Source organism: Devosia rhodophyticola, from assembly GCF_028816475.1.
Lineage (GTDB): Bacteria > Pseudomonadota > Alphaproteobacteria > Rhizobiales > Devosiaceae > Devosia > Devosia rhodophyticola.
The window spans coordinates 1,780,952-1,797,339 of record NZ_CP118247.1 but is presented as its reverse complement, the minus strand read 5'-3'; the positions used below and the strand labels follow the sequence as shown (position 1 = coordinate 1,797,339).

The 16,388-nt window shown below is 57.5% G+C and carries 17 protein-coding genes and 1 pseudogene; 11 read left to right on the top strand and 7 right to left on the bottom strand.

The genetic code is table 11. From position 1 onward, the window contains the following. The first annotated feature begins 192 nt into the window (after window positions 1-192). Complete coding sequence (locus tag PSQ90_RS08850; RefSeq protein WP_282209976.1) at window positions 193-777, top strand: NUDIX domain-containing protein; 585 nt, start codon at window positions 193-195, stop codon at window positions 775-777. Here PSQ90_RS08850 and PSQ90_RS08845 read toward each other — a convergent pair. Further along, entirely contained in the window at window positions 774-1,787 is a 1,014-nt protein-coding gene (locus PSQ90_RS08845; RefSeq protein WP_282209975.1) for an LLM class flavin-dependent oxidoreductase, read from the bottom strand. The genes PSQ90_RS08850 and PSQ90_RS08845 overlap by 4 nt on opposite strands. Window positions 1,788-1,942: 155 nt before the next feature. On the opposite strand from PSQ90_RS08845, the gene PSQ90_RS08840 reads away from it, so the two are divergent. The 3 genes from PSQ90_RS08840 to PSQ90_RS08830 all read left to right on the top strand — a co-directional run bounded on the left by PSQ90_RS08840 (window position 1,943) and on the right by PSQ90_RS08830 (window position 3,884). Further along, window positions 1,943-2,497 carry a fasciclin domain-containing protein gene (locus PSQ90_RS08840; protein WP_282209974.1) on the top strand — a complete coding sequence of 185 codons (555 nt, stop codon included), beginning with the start codon at window positions 1,943-1,945 and terminating at the stop codon, window positions 2,495-2,497. A gap of 143 nt (window positions 2,498-2,640) precedes the next feature. Then, entirely contained in the window at window positions 2,641-3,228 is a 588-nt protein-coding gene (locus tag PSQ90_RS08835) for an acyloxyacyl hydrolase (RefSeq protein ID WP_282209973.1), read from the top strand. 92 nt (window positions 3,229-3,320) lie between these two features. After that, on the top strand, window positions 3,321-3,884 hold the full coding sequence (locus PSQ90_RS08830; RefSeq protein ID WP_282209972.1) for an acyloxyacyl hydrolase: 564 nt from the start codon (window positions 3,321-3,323) through the stop codon (window positions 3,882-3,884). Here the strand turns inward: PSQ90_RS08830 and PSQ90_RS08825 are convergent. Beyond that, the gene (locus PSQ90_RS08825) at window positions 3,881-5,059 is read right to left on the bottom strand and encodes a BaiN/RdsA family NAD(P)/FAD-dependent oxidoreductase (RefSeq protein WP_282209971.1); all 1,179 of its coding nucleotides are present in this window, start codon (window positions 5,057-5,059) and stop codon (window positions 3,881-3,883) included. The genes PSQ90_RS08830 and PSQ90_RS08825 overlap by 4 nt on opposite strands. A 385-nt stretch (window positions 5,060-5,444) precedes the next feature. Between PSQ90_RS08825 and PSQ90_RS08820 the strand changes: the two genes are divergently transcribed. The 3 genes from PSQ90_RS08820 to PSQ90_RS08810 all read left to right on the top strand — a co-directional run bounded on the left by PSQ90_RS08820 (window position 5,445) and on the right by PSQ90_RS08810 (window position 8,356). Continuing rightward, entirely contained in the window at window positions 5,445-6,485 is a 1,041-nt protein-coding gene (locus tag PSQ90_RS08820) for an aspartate-semialdehyde dehydrogenase (protein ID WP_282209970.1), read from the top strand. Window positions 6,486-6,587: 102 nt separating this feature from the next. Further along, complete coding sequence (locus PSQ90_RS08815) at window positions 6,588-7,472, top strand: EamA family transporter (protein ID WP_282209969.1); 885 nt, start codon at window positions 6,588-6,590, stop codon at window positions 7,470-7,472. Next, entirely contained in the window at window positions 7,472-8,356 is an 885-nt protein-coding gene (locus PSQ90_RS08810) for an EamA family transporter (RefSeq protein ID WP_282209968.1), read from the top strand. The genes PSQ90_RS08815 and PSQ90_RS08810 overlap by 1 nt, the downstream gene beginning before the upstream one ends. Window positions 8,357-8,399: 43 nt before the next feature. Here PSQ90_RS08810 and PSQ90_RS08805 read toward each other — a convergent pair whose 3' ends face one another. Then, window positions 8,400-8,639: an EF-hand domain-containing protein gene (locus PSQ90_RS08805; RefSeq protein ID WP_282209967.1), complete on the bottom strand. Its 240-nt coding sequence runs from the start codon at window positions 8,637-8,639 to the stop codon at window positions 8,400-8,402. Between the two features lie 372 nt (window positions 8,640-9,011). Further along, window positions 9,012-9,654: pseudogene (locus PSQ90_RS08800) on the bottom strand (carbonic anhydrase). Window positions 9,655-9,728: 74 nt separating this feature from the next. On the opposite strand from PSQ90_RS08800, the gene PSQ90_RS08795 reads away from it, so the two are divergent. After that, complete coding sequence (locus PSQ90_RS08795) at window positions 9,729-9,935, top strand: DUF1737 domain-containing protein (RefSeq protein WP_282209966.1); 207 nt, start codon at window positions 9,729-9,731, stop codon at window positions 9,933-9,935. Between the two features lie 48 nt (window positions 9,936-9,983). Here the strand turns inward: PSQ90_RS08795 and leuB are convergent, their stop codons facing one another. From leuB to argC, 3 genes are all read right to left on the bottom strand, one after another. Next, a complete protein-coding gene (gene leuB / locus PSQ90_RS08790) occupies window positions 9,984-11,081 on the bottom strand; it encodes a 3-isopropylmalate dehydrogenase (protein WP_407648104.1) in 1,098 nt (365 codons plus the stop codon). A gap of 186 nt (window positions 11,082-11,267) precedes the next feature. Next, the gene (gene leuD, locus PSQ90_RS08785) at window positions 11,268-11,873 is read right to left on the bottom strand and encodes a 3-isopropylmalate dehydratase small subunit (RefSeq protein ID WP_282209965.1); all 606 of its coding nucleotides are present in this window, start codon (window positions 11,871-11,873) and stop codon (window positions 11,268-11,270) included. Window positions 11,874-11,957: 84 nt separating this feature from the next. After that, complete coding sequence (gene argC / locus PSQ90_RS08780; RefSeq protein ID WP_282209964.1) at window positions 11,958-12,908, bottom strand: N-acetyl-gamma-glutamyl-phosphate reductase; 951 nt, start codon at window positions 12,906-12,908, stop codon at window positions 11,958-11,960. A 129-nt stretch (window positions 12,909-13,037) separates the two neighbouring features. Between argC and deoD the strand changes: the two genes are divergently transcribed. The 3 genes from deoD to PSQ90_RS08765 all read left to right on the top strand — a co-directional run bounded on the left by deoD (window position 13,038) and on the right by PSQ90_RS08765 (window position 16,346). Next, complete coding sequence (gene deoD / locus PSQ90_RS08775; protein WP_282209963.1) at window positions 13,038-13,748, top strand: purine-nucleoside phosphorylase; 711 nt, start codon at window positions 13,038-13,040, stop codon at window positions 13,746-13,748. A 424-nt stretch (window positions 13,749-14,172) separates the two neighbouring features. Then, the gene (locus PSQ90_RS08770; protein ID WP_282209962.1) at window positions 14,173-15,531 is read left to right on the top strand and encodes a hypothetical protein; all 1,359 of its coding nucleotides are present in this window, start codon (window positions 14,173-14,175) and stop codon (window positions 15,529-15,531) included. Continuing rightward, window positions 15,531-16,346 carry a COG3904 family protein gene (locus PSQ90_RS08765; RefSeq protein ID WP_282209961.1) on the top strand — a complete coding sequence of 272 codons (816 nt, stop codon included), beginning with the start codon at window positions 15,531-15,533 and terminating at the stop codon, window positions 16,344-16,346. The genes PSQ90_RS08770 and PSQ90_RS08765 overlap by 1 nt, the downstream gene beginning before the upstream one ends. The last annotated feature ends 42 nt before the right edge of the window (window positions 16,347-16,388 follow it).

Below are 16,388 nucleotides of genomic sequence, written 5' to 3'. Positions count from 1 at the left end.
CGCTGTCACGCGGCAACAGGCCGCTGCAGTTTGGAATTGTTCGAGACTTCTAGACCCGGCAAGCGCTCACGTCAAAGCCACAAAACACGCAAAAGCCATAAACTTTGGCATCAGAGGGCCAATGATTGGGGCTGGAATTGCGTGCCAAACTTGCCCATACACCCGCTACACAAGCGACTGGACGGTATTTGAATGGCGCAACGCATAAAAAACCTTGCGGTTGAGACCCTGTCGAAAGCCTGGGCAACACTGACCCGGGCCGAATATGATATTCTTCGCCGCGACGGCAAGTGGCAGCATCACAGCCGCAGATCATATGACCACGGCCACGCCGCTGCCATGCTGCTGATAAATCCGGCAACTGCTCACGTGCTGCTGACACGCCAGTTCCGCTATCCGGTCCATGCTTCGGGTGATTCGGGATGGATGCTCGAAGCATGCGCGGGCCTGCTCGATGATGATGATCCCACCAGCGCCATCATTCGCGAGGCCATCGAGGAAACCGGCCACCGCCCGACCGGGGTTGTCCATCTTTATGATGCTTATATGAGCCCTGGCTCATTGACCGAAAAACTGTCGCTGTTTGTTGGCCACTATGATGATCAGACGCAAGAGGGTACCGGCGGCGGACTGGCTGAGGAGGGCGAGGACATCGAAATTGTCGAACTGGGCTTTGCCGAGGCGCTGGAAATGATCCAGTCTGGCGACATCATCGACGCCAAGACCATCATGCTGTTGCAGTGGGCAGCGCTTAACCGGCCAGAACTTCTGAACTAAAACACCCTTGACGTCAGTCCAAACGCGTCGGCCAACAGGCGATAGGAGCGCTGGCGCAACTCATAACTATGCATGGTAGTGGTGATCATCACTTCGTCAGCGCCGGTTTCGGCCACTTTGGCCATGATCTTTTCGCGCACCGTCTCAGGGCTGCCAATGATCCACAGGGCGCTTTGCTGGGTGATGATGTCGCGCTCTTTCTGGCTGTATTCGTGGGCGGCAGCCGCTTCGGGCGATACCAGCCTGCGGATCTGTCCCGAGTGAAACAAGGCCCAGTTAAGCGCCTGTGAACCCGACAGGAACTGCGCTTCTTCGTCGGTCGGCGCACATACAACTGAAACGCACAACATGGCGTGAGGCTTTGGAAAAAGTGCATTGGCCCGAAACGCATAGCGATAGGCTTCGAACGCAGGCGCTGCCGGGGCATGACTGAAATGGGCCGCAAAGGCATAGCCCGCGCCCAGACTGCCCGCAGCGCTAGCGCTGGCGCCGGACGAACCCAACAGCCAGATCGGCGGCAATTGTACACCCGACGGCGTTACCTGCACCCGTGAAAATGGATGTTCAGGCCCAAAATCATCATTGTCAAACGCCAGCATTTCGCCCAACTGCTCGGAAAAATGCTCGCCGCCGTAGGAGCGAAGTGCCTGGAGTGTCCGCCCGTCGCTGCCCCCGGCGCGACCGATGCCCAGATCAATCCGGTTCGGATAAAGCCCGGCAAGAGTTCTATAGGTCTCAACCACCCTGAGCGGAACATGATTGGGGAGCATCACTCCGCCCGAGCCAACATGAATGGCCCTGGTGCGCGCCGCCGCGCTGGCAATGAGCACTTCTGGCGACGAAGAAGCAATCGAGGGCATGCCGTGATGCTCGGCATACCAGACGCGCTCATAGCCAAGGTGGTCGGCCAACTGCGCCAACGCCACGGTTTGCTGCAATGCGGACTCAGTGCTGGTGCCTTCGGAAACGGGGGCGAGGTCTTGCAGGGAAAGCGGAATTAATTGGGTCATGGCGCGCAGATCGTCACTTTGGTGCCAAAGGTCAAGTCATTATCGTCAACTACCGATGAAATCGCCGCACCAAAAAATTTCAGCCAGTGAAACTTAATGTGATGAGTGCTCGTACCTCCAGCTGACTTCAACATGAGATCTCAGGGAGAGAACCAATGCACATTTCCATCAAGGCCATCGCCGTCGCCGCCCTCTTAGCCACAACCAGCACTGCAGCCATGGCGCAAATGTCGGTTCGCGTCGGTGGTGCACCAATGTTTGACAACATGAACATCATCGAAAATGCCGTCAATTCCAAGGACCACACAACCCTGGTCGCAGCGGTCAAAGCCGCGGGCCTGGTTGATGCCCTTTCCGGCCCCGGCCCGTTCACCGTTTTTGCGCCCACCAATGAGGCCTTCGCTGCGCTGCCCGCTGGTACGGTCGACACATTGCTGAAGCCCGAAAACAAGGGCATGCTGACCAAAATCCTGACCGCCCACGTCATTTCCGGCAAATATTCGGACGCTGATCTTTTGGCCAAAGCGGAAGCCAACCCCAAGGGCTTTACGCTCAAGACGCTGTCGGGCGACCGCCTGCAGTTCACCAAGCTTGGCTCGGTCCTTTATGTCGTTGATGAAAGCGGCAACGCTGCCAAGATCACCATTTCCGACGTCAACCAGTCCAATGGCGTCATCCATGTCGTCAATAAGGTTCTGCTCCCCAAGTAAGCTGGGCGACACGCCATACTTGAGCCCTCGCCCCAACGGCGGGGGCTTTTTCATGTCAGCATGATTGATGCCCCGAGCATTGACTCGGCATCAAGACTTGAGGTTAGTACCATTGAGCACATGCGTATGGATTGGCTGGCACTTTGATAAGCAAATTTGGACTGGCAATCATCGGCGCACTGTCGCTGGCAACTCCGGCGTTGGCGCAGGACTTGCTCGATCCCAATCCGCTTAGCGGTGTGGTGGATGAATTGCGTATCGGCTTTGCGGCCCACAACGCTCATTATGCCTTGCTGCCCTCCGATATTCAGAATTTTGACCTCGGCCACGTCAATGACCTCAGCTTTGATGTGCTGTTCGTTTCGCCGGACGTTGATGTCTTTCGCTGGATCGGCTCACCGCGTCCCGAAATCGGCACCACCATCAATTTTGCCGGACAGGACAGCATCGCCCATTTGAGCTTGACCTGGCAGTTGCCGCTGTTTGACACGCCGCTGTTTCTTGAGGGTAGCTTTGGGGCGGCGGCCCACAATGGCTATCTGACCGGGGCCCCGGCTGGCCGCAAGAATTTTGGCTGCCGCGTCAATTTCTACGAGCGCTATGGGCTGGGCTGGAACATTTCCGACAAAGTTACCGCCTCGCTCCAGTATGAGCACACATCCAATTGGGAATTGTGCAGCGCCAATGCCGGTCTATCCAATGTCGGCGTTCGTTTCGGCCATAAATTTTAAGTGGTAACCCCCGGTTAAGTGCAATTTTAAGCACTTCTTGAACCAAGTTCTCACCACGTCCATGGTTTTCCCCTCAACAAAAGGGAATGCAAATGGGCCTGGCGGCGCGAATATTGGTGGTTCTGGTCTGGCTCTCGGCCGGGCTGGGCATGGCGCATGCGCAGGTCGACATCCTACCCGAAGTGCGTACCGGTATCCTGTCCCACGATGTTGGCAACGGCACCAATGCCCTACTCGATCCGCAGCGCATCAGCGACGCCAATGTCGAACTGCTGTTTTCGCTGGGCGATCTGTCCAACATTCTGGTTGTTGCAGAATTGCGTCCGCACATTGGTGCCACGCTCAATTTCAAGGGTGAGGATAGTTTTGCCTACGCCGGTCTGAGCCTGACTGCCCAACTGCCTCTGCTACCGGTTTTTATCGAAGCAAGTCTGGGCGGTGCTGCCCACGGCACCCCCTTCGCCACCAGCACAACACCGGCGCCGCCACGGTTTGGTTGCGTAGCGGTGGCGCGCGCCGCCGCCAGTGTCGGTGTCAATGTTCTGCCCGGTGCCTCGATCATCGGCACGGTCGAGCACTATAGCGACGGCGGACTGTGCGGCACGCCCAACGACGGGGTGACCAATGTCGGCCTTCGCATCGGGTTTCGATTCTAGGCGACCTGCCCCGCAGCCCAACCCGAGGCCCACGCCCACTGAAAATTATAGCCCCCCAGCCAGCCTGTCACATCGACCACTTCGCCGATGAAATATAGGCCCGGCACCGCCCGTGCCGCCATGGTCTTGGCGTCCAGATCGCGCGTGTCAACGCCTCCCAGGGTTACTTCGGCTGTGCGATAGCCCTCAGACCCCACCGGCTTGAGCGTCCAACTGGTCAAAGCATCGGCGACCACGGCCAGCTTCTTGTCGGAAAAATCCCCGATCATCCCGGGCATTTCCAGATCTTCGCCCAAGAGCTGCGCCAGCTTTTTGGGTAACCACGCACTGACGACGGTCTGTATCTGCAGCTTTGGAGATTTCGCCCGCGCCTCGCGCAGCAACGCCATGACGTCGCTGTCCGGCAAAAGGTCGATGCAAATTTCGTCGCCTTCGCGCCAGAACGATGAAATCTGCAGGATCGCCGGCCCTGAAAGACCGCGATGGGTAAACAGCAGTGCCTCGTCAAACCGCGTCTTGCCATGGCTGACTGTTACGTCCGTTGCGATCCCCGCCAGCGGTTTCAGCCGCTCCAACGCCCCTTCTTCAAAGGTCAGCGGCACCAAAGCCGGACGGGTTTCAACCAGCCGCAGGCCAAATTGGCTGGCCATCTGATAACCAAAGCTGGTGGCACCCATTTTGGGAATCGACTTGCCGCCGGTGGCCACGATCAGGCTGTCGCAGGTGGCATTGCTGTCGGACAGGGCTACCCCAAATCCATTGACGGTCTTGTTGACTGAAACAACGCTGGTGGAGAGCGCCAGCTTGACGCCAACCGCACGCATTTCGGTGGTCAACATCGAAATAATTTGCTGGGCGTTGCTGTCACAAAACAGCTGGCCGAGAGTTTTTTCGTGAAAGGCAATGCCATGCCGTTTGACCATGGCGATGAAATCGGTCGGCGTGTATCGCGACAGAGCCGACAGGGCAAAGCGCGGGTTGTGTGATAAAAAGCGATCTCGCTGAGTGTTGGTATTGGTAAAGTTGCAGCGCCCGCCGCCCGAAATCCGGATCTTTTCGCCCGGAAATTTGGCGTGATCCACCACCATGACCGAACGCCCGCGTTTACCCGCCTCAATGGCGGCCATCATGCCAGCAGCACCGGCGCCAAGAATGATTACGTCATAGTGCGCCATGAATGCCGGGCCGATCAGGATGAAACAAGGCCCTGCTCTAATCCAATCGGCCTGCCATGCCAACACTTGGTGAGGCTGGATCGGCCGACGTGCGTGTTTGAGCGCTAATGTGAAGCCAATTTCATTGACTTTTGAGCTGTTGCGCGTAGAAAGGCGTGGCTTTCAATCAGCAGAAATATCATGCGCAATCTGTTCACCATCGCCGAACTGGCAAGCACCGGGCTCAACGCCCAGTGGCGTGAACCTGCGCCTACCACCAAAACTACCAAAACCACCTGACGCTTTTCCCCGGGTCGTCTCCCGACGGGGAGAGGTTGAACCCGGATGGGCCGCGATCACAAGGATCGCGCGGGAGCGGAAACTGGTAAGGGACTGGAGTTCCAATATGGGCTATCGCGTCGCAGTAATCGGTGCCACAGGCAATGTGGGCCGGGAAGTTCTCAATATTCTGGCCGAGCGCAAGTTCCCGGCCAATGAAGTCATCGCCTTGGCCTCGTCCCGCTCAACGGGTCGCGAGCTCAGCTTTGGTGATAAGGTTCTCAAGGCCAAGAACCTTGATAATTTTGATTTTACCGGCGTTGATTTCGCCATCATGTCGGCCGGATCCGATATCTCCAGGAAGTGGGCGCCCAAGCTGGGTGCCATGGGCATCATGGTTATCGATAATTCCAGTTTCTGGCGTTATCATTCCGACGTGCCCCTGATCGTGCCCGAGGTAAACGGGGCAACGCTTGATGCCTATATGGTGCGCACCAATCGGCAAAATATCATTGCCAATCCCAATTGTTCGACCGCCCAACTGGTTGTCGCGCTCAAGCCGCTGCATGATCTGGCCAAAATCAAACGCATCGTAGTGTCGACCTATCAGTCGGTTTCGGGCGCCGGCAAGGAAGGCGTTGACGAGCTTTGGAACCAGACCAAGGGCATTTTCGTCAACGATAGTGCGACCCCCGGCAAGTTCCCCAAGCAAATCGCCTTCAACGTCATCCCGCACATCGATGTGTTCATGGAGGACGGCTACACCAAGGAAGAGTGGAAGGTTCTGGCCGAAACCAAGAAAATTCTCGATCCCAAGATCAAGGTGACCTGCACCGCCGTACGGGTGCCGGTATTTGTGGGTCATGCCGAAGCGGTCAATATCGAGTTTGAAAACTCCATCTCGCCTGATGAAGCACGCGACGCCCTGCGCGACGCACCCGGCATTTCGGTAATCGACAAGCGTGAGACGGGCGGTTATGCGACCCCGGTAGAATGCGTTGGCGAATATGACACTTTCGTTTCGCGCATCCGCGAAGACAATACTGTCGAAAACGGCCTGGCCATCTGGATTGTGTCGGACAACCTGCGCAAAGGCGCAGCGCTCAATGCCATCCAGATCGCTGAGACCCTGATCGAACGCAATCTGATAAGCAAAAAGGCCGCCTGAGCGGCTATCCTACGCGGCGGGCATTAATGTCCGCCGCCAGTTTATTGATCCGCCGTCCCTTCCGTGCATGGGGCCCGGCAATTCAGCTCCCGAAAGCGTCCGATGCCCATCCGCGATATCGCCCTGGCCCTGTTCGTCATTTTGGTCTGGGGCTTCAATTTCGTGGCCATGAAGTGGAGCGTCGCCGAGATTTCGCCGTTCATGCTGACGGCTCTGCGCTATATCGGCTGCGTTTTACCCGCCATATTCTTCATCCCGCGCCCCGCCGTCAGTTGGCGACTTCTGATCATTTATGGCACCACCGTGGGCGTGCTGCAGTTCAGCTTTCTGTTTTCCGCCATGGAGATGGGCATGCCTGCGGGGTTGGCCAGCCTTGTCATGCAATTGCAGGTTTTCATCACCACTGGCCTTGCCATTCTCCTGCTCGGTGATCGCCCCAACAAATTGCAGATTGGTGGGGCGCTGTTGGCGCTGGCAGGATTGGCAGCAATTGGCGCCGACTATATCGGCAGCGCCGTGATGATCCCATTGATCATGACTTTAATCGCCTCCACCTTCTGGAGCATTTCCAATATCATCAGCAAGCGCGCCGGAAAGGTCGACATGCTGGGGTTCGTCGTTTGGGCTGCCCTGATCCCCCCCATCCCGATGCTGGTGTTGGCCATGATTTTTAACGGTCCTCAGGACTTTGTCGCCGTTACCCAATTAAGCCCACTGGCGCTAGGCTCGGTTTTATTTATTGCTTATGGATCAACCCTGATGGGCTATGGCGGCTGGGCCATTCTTTTTGGCCGTCACCCGGCCAGCACCGTCGCGCCGTTTTCGCTATTGGTGCCGATTGTCGGCTTTGCCGCCGCCTATATATTTCTGGGCGAAACCTTCAGCCGTGCCGAATTCATTGGCAGCGCCATGATTTTTGTCGGTCTGGTGATCAATGTCTTTGGCCCGCGCTTGCTGAACAAGCGCCGGGCCGTGACGATCAGCTGATGCCGATACGCCATATTGCATTGGCGCTGATGGTGGTCGCCATCTGGGGCTTCAATTTTGTCGTCATCAAACTAAGCGTCGATGCGCTGCCACCCTTGCTGGCCGCCGCATTGCGGTTTCTGCTGGCGGCCATCCCCGCCGTCTTGCTCATCAAACCGCCCAATGCCCCCTGGCCCTATGTTGTCGGTTTCGGTCTTGCGTTCGGGGTAGCGCTCTATGGTTTTCTCAATTTGGCGATGGCTTGGGGCATGCCAGCAGGCCTGGCCTCGCTGGTGTTGCAGGTACAGGCGTTTTTCACCATGGGGTTGGCCTTCCTGATCCTGGGAGAGCGCCCTGGCCGTTTTCAGATCATCGGCGCGGTCATTGCGTTTTCCGGCATTGCTGTCATTGCCGCTGATCGTCTGGGCGGCGCATCATGGCTGCCGCTGGTGATGACGCTTCTGGCAGCCTTCTCCTGGGGGCTTGCCAATGTGATCACCAAGAAAGTGGGGAAGGTCAACGCCCTGTCCTATACGGTTTGGGGGGTGCTGGTGGCGCCAATTCCGTTGCTCTGCCTGTCGTTTCTTATCGAGGGTCCGGCAGCGATTGGAACGGCAATAAGCCAGTTTGACTGGAGCGACGCCACGCTGATTGCTTTTCTGGCCTATCCGGCAACCCTGCTCGGTGCCTCGATCTGGAGTTGGCTGCTCGGCCAGCATCCAGCCTCCGTCGTGGCCCCTTTTACTTTGTTGGTGCCCATTACCGGTATAATCTCGGGTTATCTCGTTCTGGGCGAGCAAATAAAACCGCCCGAAATTGTGGGCGGTTTGCTGGTATTGTCGGGATTGATGGTGACCCTGTTGCGGGCCAAGGCGCGGCATATGCCGCTAGCGCCTGGGGCGTGAAAGGCCACCCTGTCGCGGGCGGCCCTCCAACGGAACGAAACGCTTATTGAGCTGGCGCTTCGGTCAGGGTCGCATATTCGGTGGCGGACAGTTCACCATTGGCGTCCAAATCGGCGGCAGCAAACTGCTCGGCAGTCACGTCAGGCATGGTTGCCTGCACTTCAGCAAGGCTCAACTCACCATTGCCATCGGTATCAAGAGCCGTGATGTCGGTGCCGGCCTGGGCAAAGGCTGCTGTGGAAAGGCCAAGAACAACGATCGAGGAGAGGATGATCTTTTTCATAAGAAGTGCTCCAGATTGGGAGAATAGCAGCGCCGGGTCATCCCGGTGCCGACGCGCCACTTGCTGCGGCCCGTGCAACAATAGCTAACCGGACTTTGTGGTGCCTCAACGCCGCAATATGGACGGGCCCGGGGAAATATCAGGGCTATATTGAGGCGGCTAAACTACCGAAATATAAGGTTTTTTTGAATCTAACCAGCAACAGGGAAATACTGCGACCGCGATTGTGGCAGAAATGGTAACGTGCAGGTTCAACCATGCGGCGGCGGGAATCGGGGCGCAATGGAAGCACTATATCCTTGATCACGAACCCGTGATTAATTGCTACGGCGACCCGCTTTGACCCACTTGGTCAATAGAACCTGAATTACTTCACGCCTCAGGGCGTACGAAATCGCCGCTGTCACCATCCATGATCCAGAGCTCGCCGGTCGAAATATCGAACCAGGCGCCATGTACCGCCAGCTTTCCCTCATCCTCAAGCGCACGTACATAGGGGAAGGTGCGCAAATTGGTGATGGAGTTACGGATCGAAATGCGCTCCAGCGCGGTCTGGCGCTCACTCTGGGTCATCAGCTTGTTGTCGCTGACCTGTGCCGAAACCGGCCCCAGCATCGCCATCCATTTGCCAATGAAGTCACCAGCATCCAACGGTGCCGCATTCGGATCGAGCGCCGCGCGAATGCCACCGCAGCGGCCATGTCCCATGATGACGACATTTTCGATGTTGAGCGCTTTGACCGCGAACTCAATCGCCGCCGAGGTGCCGTGCTGGGCCGAGATCTGGCTGATAGGTGGGCACGAGGTTTGCCACATTACGCAGTACGAACAATTCGCCGGGCCCTGCGTCGAAAATGGTTTCGGGTGCCGAACGACTATCGCAGCACGCGATAATCATCGTCGTGGGGCTTTGCCCATGACTGGCCAGTTCTTTGTAACGCCCCTCTTCACGTTCATAGCGCCCGGCCATGAAGTTGGAGTAGCCCGAGAGTAGATGCGATGGAAAGTTGTGCATGTAATTCGATTAGCGCTAAGAGCAGACAAGATCAACTGCGCTGTTATGCGTCTGCAACATTGGGGGAATGCATCATGCTGATCTATCGTTTACTGACCGGGGAAGACGACGTGGGCTTTTGCCACAAGGTGACCAAGGCCCTTTCTGAAGGCTGGGCACTGCACGGCAACCCAACCTATGCCTATGACGCCCACTCCAGGAAAATGCGTTGTGGTCAGGCGGTAACAAGGATTGCGTCCAATCAGCCCTACGATCCTGACACGAAGCTGGTCGACTACTAGCCATTGACCTGCGGCCCGACTCACGCCGAGCCGCAGAAAATAGTGTTGCTAGGCCTTGAGTTTGGCCAGAATGGCGGCGCCCATTTCCTGGGTTCCAATGACCCTGTCATCGCCCTGGGCAATGTCAGCCGTGCGCAAACCGTCCTCGAGCACGTCGGCGATGGCGTTTTCGACCCGATCGGCCAACTCGAGCATATTGAACGAATAACGCAACGCCATGGCAAAGCTTGCGATCATGGCGATAGGATTGGCAATGCCTTTGCCCATGATGTCGGGGGCAGAGCCATGGACGGGCTCGTAAAATGCCTTGCGCTTGCCGGTTACCGGATCCGGCGAACCCAGCGAGGCGGAGGGCAGCATGCCCAGCGACCCGGTCAGCATCGCGGCAACATCAGACAGAATATCGCCAAACAGATTGTCGGTGACCATGACGTCGAATTGCTTGGGGGTGCGCACCAACTGCATGGCAGCATTGTCGGCCAGAATATGTTCAAGCGCCACATCGGGATAGTCCTTGGCCACGCCCTTGACCACTTCGTCCCACAGGACGCCCGACTTCATCACATTTTTCTTGTCGGCTGAATGCACACGCGAACCACGCGTACGCGCCAGATCAAAAGCAACGCGTGCGATCCGGTCGATTTCGTAGCTCTCATAGACCTGGGTATCGATGGCGCGCTTTTGGCCATTCCCCAATTCCGTAATCGTCTTGGGTTCGCCAAAATAGACCCCACCGGTCAATTCGCGCACGATCAGGATATCGAGCCCCTCGACCAATTCGCGCTTCAGCGACGAGGAATCGGCCAACGCCGGATAGCAGATCGCCGGGCGTAGATTGGCAAATACCGCCAATTCTTTGCGCAGGCGCAAAAGGGCCGCCTCGGGCCGCTGATCATAGGGCACATCATCCCATTTAGGACCCCCAACCGCGCCGAACAGTACCGCATCGGCTGCCAGCGCCTTGGTCACATCGCCATCGGTGATGGCAACACCATGGGCATCATAAGCGACGCCGCCAGCCAATCCACGATCAATGATAAAATCGGTCAGGCCCGTCTCATTGGTCCAAGCGATCAGCTTTTCGACCTCGGCCATGATTTCGGTGCCGATGCCATCGCCGGGAAGCAGGAACAGGGACTGGGACATCAGAATTTTCCTTAACTGTTGGCGACGCCTTCGCGCGTCGCCACGTCGATTTCTATTTTCAGGTCTGATTTGATCATTTCCACGACCAAACTCGAACCGATTTGGCGATTGTTCTCCAACACCGACCGAACGGCAGCCCTGTGGATACAAATTGCACTATACGCTGGGGCGTTCTGGCCGCTGCCCTTAAAGCCAGGGGCGACTTTCGCTCATCTTGGCTTCAAATCCCGAAATGGTTGGGTCCGATTTCAATGTCCCCGCAATATCGTCCAGCCCTTCAAGCAGGGTCTGCTTGCGAGATGGATCAATATCAAAATGCAACTCGCCACCGTCCGGCCCCTTGATCGTCTGGGCTTCGAGATCGACAGTGATCGTGGCGTTTGAACCCCGCTCGGCATCATCCAGCAGCATCGCCAACTGCTCTGGCGTAACGACGAGTGGCAAAATGCCGTTCTTGAAGCAGTTGTTGTAAAAAATGTCGGCAAAGCTGGTTGAGATCACGCAGCGGACACCAAAATCCAAAAGCGCCCAGGGGGCGTGCTCACGACTCGAACCGCAGCCGAAATTGTCGCCTGCAACAATGATCTTGGCCTGTCGATAGGCTGGCTTGTTGAGGACGAAATCGGCATTTTCGCTGCCATCGTCATTGTAGCGCATCTCTGAAAACAGCGCCGTACCCAGCCCGGTGCGCTTGATGGTCTTGAGATATTGCTTGGGAATAATCATGTCGGTGTCGATATTGATGATCGGCAGCGGTGCCGCGACCCCGGTCAATGTCGTAAACTTGTCCATGATGCATCCTTGTCTGTTGGCGCTGTAATGGCGCAACAGCGGGGTTTCGGTCAAGTCTGGAATGGCCAAATACGTCCAGATCGGCTAGTCGGCCAGCCCGGTGTGCACGTCGACCCCCAGCATCAGATTGAGATTCTGTACGGCCGCGCCCGACGCGCCCTTGCCCAGATTGTCATAAACAGCGACCAGCAACACTTGCGCCTGGGCGTCGTTGGCAAACACATGCAGTACCATCTTGTTGGTATTATTGTAGCGCTGCGGGTCGAGTTCGGGGCTTTTCGCCAACGCTTCATAAGAGGCCAGTGAGACAAAACTGTCCGTCAGTCCCGCCAGATGCCCGCCAATCGCGGCGTGAACATCTTCCCCCGTCGGTACCGTGCCGAGCATGCCCAGCTGCAACGGCACACAGGTGACCATGCCCTGCGCATAGTCGCCCACCGACGGCACGAACAGGGGCGCGCCCGTCAACTTGGTATAGGCGGTCATTTCAGGCACATGCTTGTGATTGAAGGTCAGTCCATAAGGCATGAAATGGCTGGCATTATCTCCAGCCGCTTCATATTCGGCAATCATCTGCCTGCCACCGCCACTATAGCCCGAAATGGCGTTGACCGTCAGCGCAAAGCTGGGCGGCAATAACCCCGCCTCGATCAGCGGCCGCACCATAATGATCGGTCCCTGCGGATAGCAGCCGGGATTGGAAACGCGCCTGGCCTCAGCAATTGCCTGGCTTTGCCCCTTGTCCATCTCGGCAAAACCATAGACCCAGTTCGGGTCAACCCGATAGGCGGTTGAGGCATCAATGACGCGGGTGGTGCCATTACTGATCAGCGACACGCTCTCCCTGGCCGCATCATCGGGCAGGCACAAAATGGCGACATCAGCTGCATTGAGCAGTTCGGCGCGCGTATCAATATCCTTGCGCTTGTCCTGCGGGATCGACAGGATCTCGATATCGCTGCGTCCAGCCAGCCGGTCGCGAATTTGCAAACCAGTGGTGCCTGCCTCGCCATCAATGAAGATCTTCGCGCCCATTATAGTTCTCCTGCGGTCCAATGGCTAAATGAACGTCAACCTTGGCAAGGTCAAGGCCGCAACGCGCACCCTTGCCCTGCCCCAAGCGCAATGGCAGTGTCGGGCAACCAGACCAGACAAGGGCCAACCATGACACCGCACAACCACGCCAAGCCGGGCGACTATGCCGAAACCGTACTCTTGCCGGGCGACCCCTTGCGGGCGAAATGGATTGCCGAAACCTTTTTCGAGGCCCCAAAACTGGTCAATTCGGTACGCAATTGCCTTGGCTACACCGGCACATGGAAGGGCGAGCCTGTTTCGGTGCAGGCATCAGGCATGGGCCAGCCTTCGTTGGCCATTTACGTGCATGAACTGATCAACAGCTATGGGGTCAAATCCCTGATTCGTGTTGGCACCTGCGGTGGGCTCAACAAGGATGTAAAAGTGCGCGACATTATTCTGGCACAGGGTGCATCGACCGATAGCAGCATCGTCAAGGGGCGTTTTGGCGCCTTCAATTTCGCGCCCATTGCCGACTTTGGCCTATTGCGGTCCGCCGCGGAAAAGGCCGAAGCGGCAGGTCTGCGCTTTCATGCCGGCAACATGTTGTCGTCCGACATTTTCTACCACCCCGACGGCATGGCCGGTTATGATAAATTGCCAGATCACGGCGTTATCGGCGTCGAAATGGAAGCTGCTGCGCTCTATACCCTCGCGGCCCGTTTTGGCGTCAGGGCGCTGACCATCTGCACCATGACCGACTGCCTGATTACCCATGAAGAGATTGACGCTGACCAGCGCCAGACCTCGCTCAACGATATGGTAACGCTGGCACTCGACGTCGCAGTTGGCGGCTGATTATTTTGGGACCAGTCGGTCCGCCGGCGACGGTTGGCCATTGCGGACTGAACACAGCAGGACCAACAAACGCACCGAATTGGCAATGGTGGCCGCAACGCGCTGATGCGCGCATGCAGGAATTCTTGAGCATCGTCGGATTTGTCGTTGCCCTTTCCCATCTCTGCCAGCAGCTCTCGCGATCGGCAATGCTGAGCCCCGCCTAGTGGCGGCAGGCGTTGGATATTTCGCTCGACGCACGCGATCGCAGCAGTCCACGCCGTTCATAGAAACGGAGCGCATTACGGCTCAATCCTGTCCGCTCGAAAACGGGCGGGTGTAATAGCGCAAACGTGTCGGATCGTCGGGAATAAGGTCTATTTCCTGCCGCCATCAGCGTGTTAACTTGGCTTCAGATTTTCGGCCCAGTGCCACGAGGTTTGCAATGCAGCTCAAGAACAATGCCTATCGCCTCAACGAAACCGTCAAGGGCGTCGAGACGATGACGCGGTTTGCATTGGCGGTTCTGGCGCTGGCGTCAGGGGTCTATACCTATCTTGGTGTGCGTGGCCTGCTGGATGGCAGCGCCACGTTTGTCTTCTTTGCCGCCATCATCTATTCGGCTGCCGTATCGGTCGCCATCTATGCCTTCTGGACCTTCATGATGCGGTTCATCCCGCTGGTGGTCAGTGGTGTCCAGCGCATATCGCTGTTTATTACCATGGCCATTGGCGCCATGATGATCATTGCCATGTCCTCCTGGCTCAATGCTGCCGCACTGGCCGGTTCCGCTGCGCTGGAACAGCATATGGCCGTAACGCTGCAGGGCTATGCCGAAGATCTCGACAACGCCCACGCCAGTGCCCTGGCCAGCCAATCGCTGCTGCCAGACGTGCAACGGGCAGCCGAGCGCTTTTCGCGCCTGGCGGCGGACGAGCGCGAAAGTGGCGCGCTGACCGGATCAATTGGATCAGGAAGCGTCGTACAATTGCTCACCCAGATGTCAGCCCAAATGACTGAACTGGGCTCAACCATCACCTCAAGCCGCGATGAGGTTGCCGGCATTTTCGCGCAGGGCTCGGAACGCCTCGCCTCGATGCGGGAACTAGTGTCGACGCCCGGCGCCATCGAGCCGCGCTCGGATCAGTTTCAGGCCGAGGCGGTACAATTGACCGCACTGATCGCGGCTTTGCAGCAAACCGGAGTCGCGGCCTCGGTACAACGCGCCTCGGCTGACCTGTCGGCGGGCTTTATTGCCCCCGTCGCCAACGGACAAAATCCGGATCTTGCCAATCGTCAGGATCAAGTGATGGAAACGGTGCGCGCTTCGGTTGCGGCCCAGTCTGCGGCGCTGTCTGCGGCTGCCAATGAAATTCTTGCCCAGCCCAAGGTCGGTCAGCGCCGCTTCGTGCCCCTCTCCAGCGCCGAAGCGGTGATCCGCTATTGGACCGACTTTATTCCTTCGTGGGCCGGCGCCATTTCAATCGACTTGCTTCCTGTCGTGCTGGTTCTCGTGCTGATGATCGTCAATGATGCCCTGCGACGCGATGCCGAATCACTGGCCGAGGCCGAAAATATCACCGCCGCCGAAATGATCCGCGCCATGGCCCTCTATCGCCAGATGCAGGATGCCGGGGTTGTGCTGCCGTCAACGGTCATTGCTGAAACGCCTGAAGTATTGGCCGAGGCAAATATGGATCCAGAACAGGCGCCCGACGACGAGCAGACACCTCCGGATACCGGTAGCGTCACCCCGATTGATGCCGCCAAACGCCAACGCGGCGATGGTCCGGGCCGCACTTGATGGTGGCAACCTCCGCCAACGCGCGCAATAGCAATCGCGACGGTCCGTTCTATCGCCGCATCCCTGTCTGGATTGGCAGTTTCGACGACGGCGCCATCATGCGTGCGGCTTTCTTTGTGCTGCTGTTCGGTACAATTTCGGTACTTTATGTCGACTATCGCGAATTGACCGCCGCGGATACGGCGTTGCTGGCACCAACCCAAACGATCCTGCCCCCGTTCAACCCAGACGGACCAGCGCAGTCCCCCGTCCCGGCGGTTACCACCGACCCTGCCCTACTGCAGGCGCCCCTAGCCATCTCACTGGAACCGGGGGGTATATTGCGTCTGACCGGCACCATTGAACCGGGTTCGGAAACCCGGTTTGCCAACGAGATTGCGGCGCGGGGCGAATATGTCCAAACTGTAAGCATTGATTCGCCGGGAGGCTCGGTGATGGATGCACTGGCAATTGGCGCCCTGATAAGGGAAAAAGGCTTCGCAACCGAGGTTGCGGCTGGAGCATTTTGCGCCTCTTCCTGCCCATTGATATTGGCTGGAGGCCTTGAACGCATTGCCTCGGATAAAGCCGCCATTGGCGTTCACCAGATCTATGCCGCAGCCATTTCAACCGATCCGCAGCGGCTCAGTCGCACGGCAGGGCTTGCAATGTCTGACGCCCAGACCACGACTGCCCGAATTTCCAGATATCTGTCATCGTCCGGCGTTGATCCAGCCCTATGGTTGCACGCGCTCGAGACGCCGCCTGATCGATTGTATTATTTATCCACAAAGGAGCTCGAAAGCCTGAAACTGGTCACAAAGATCGTTCACTAATTGCGTTGCGGACGGAACCCGCGCCAAGTCGGGACCGTTGAT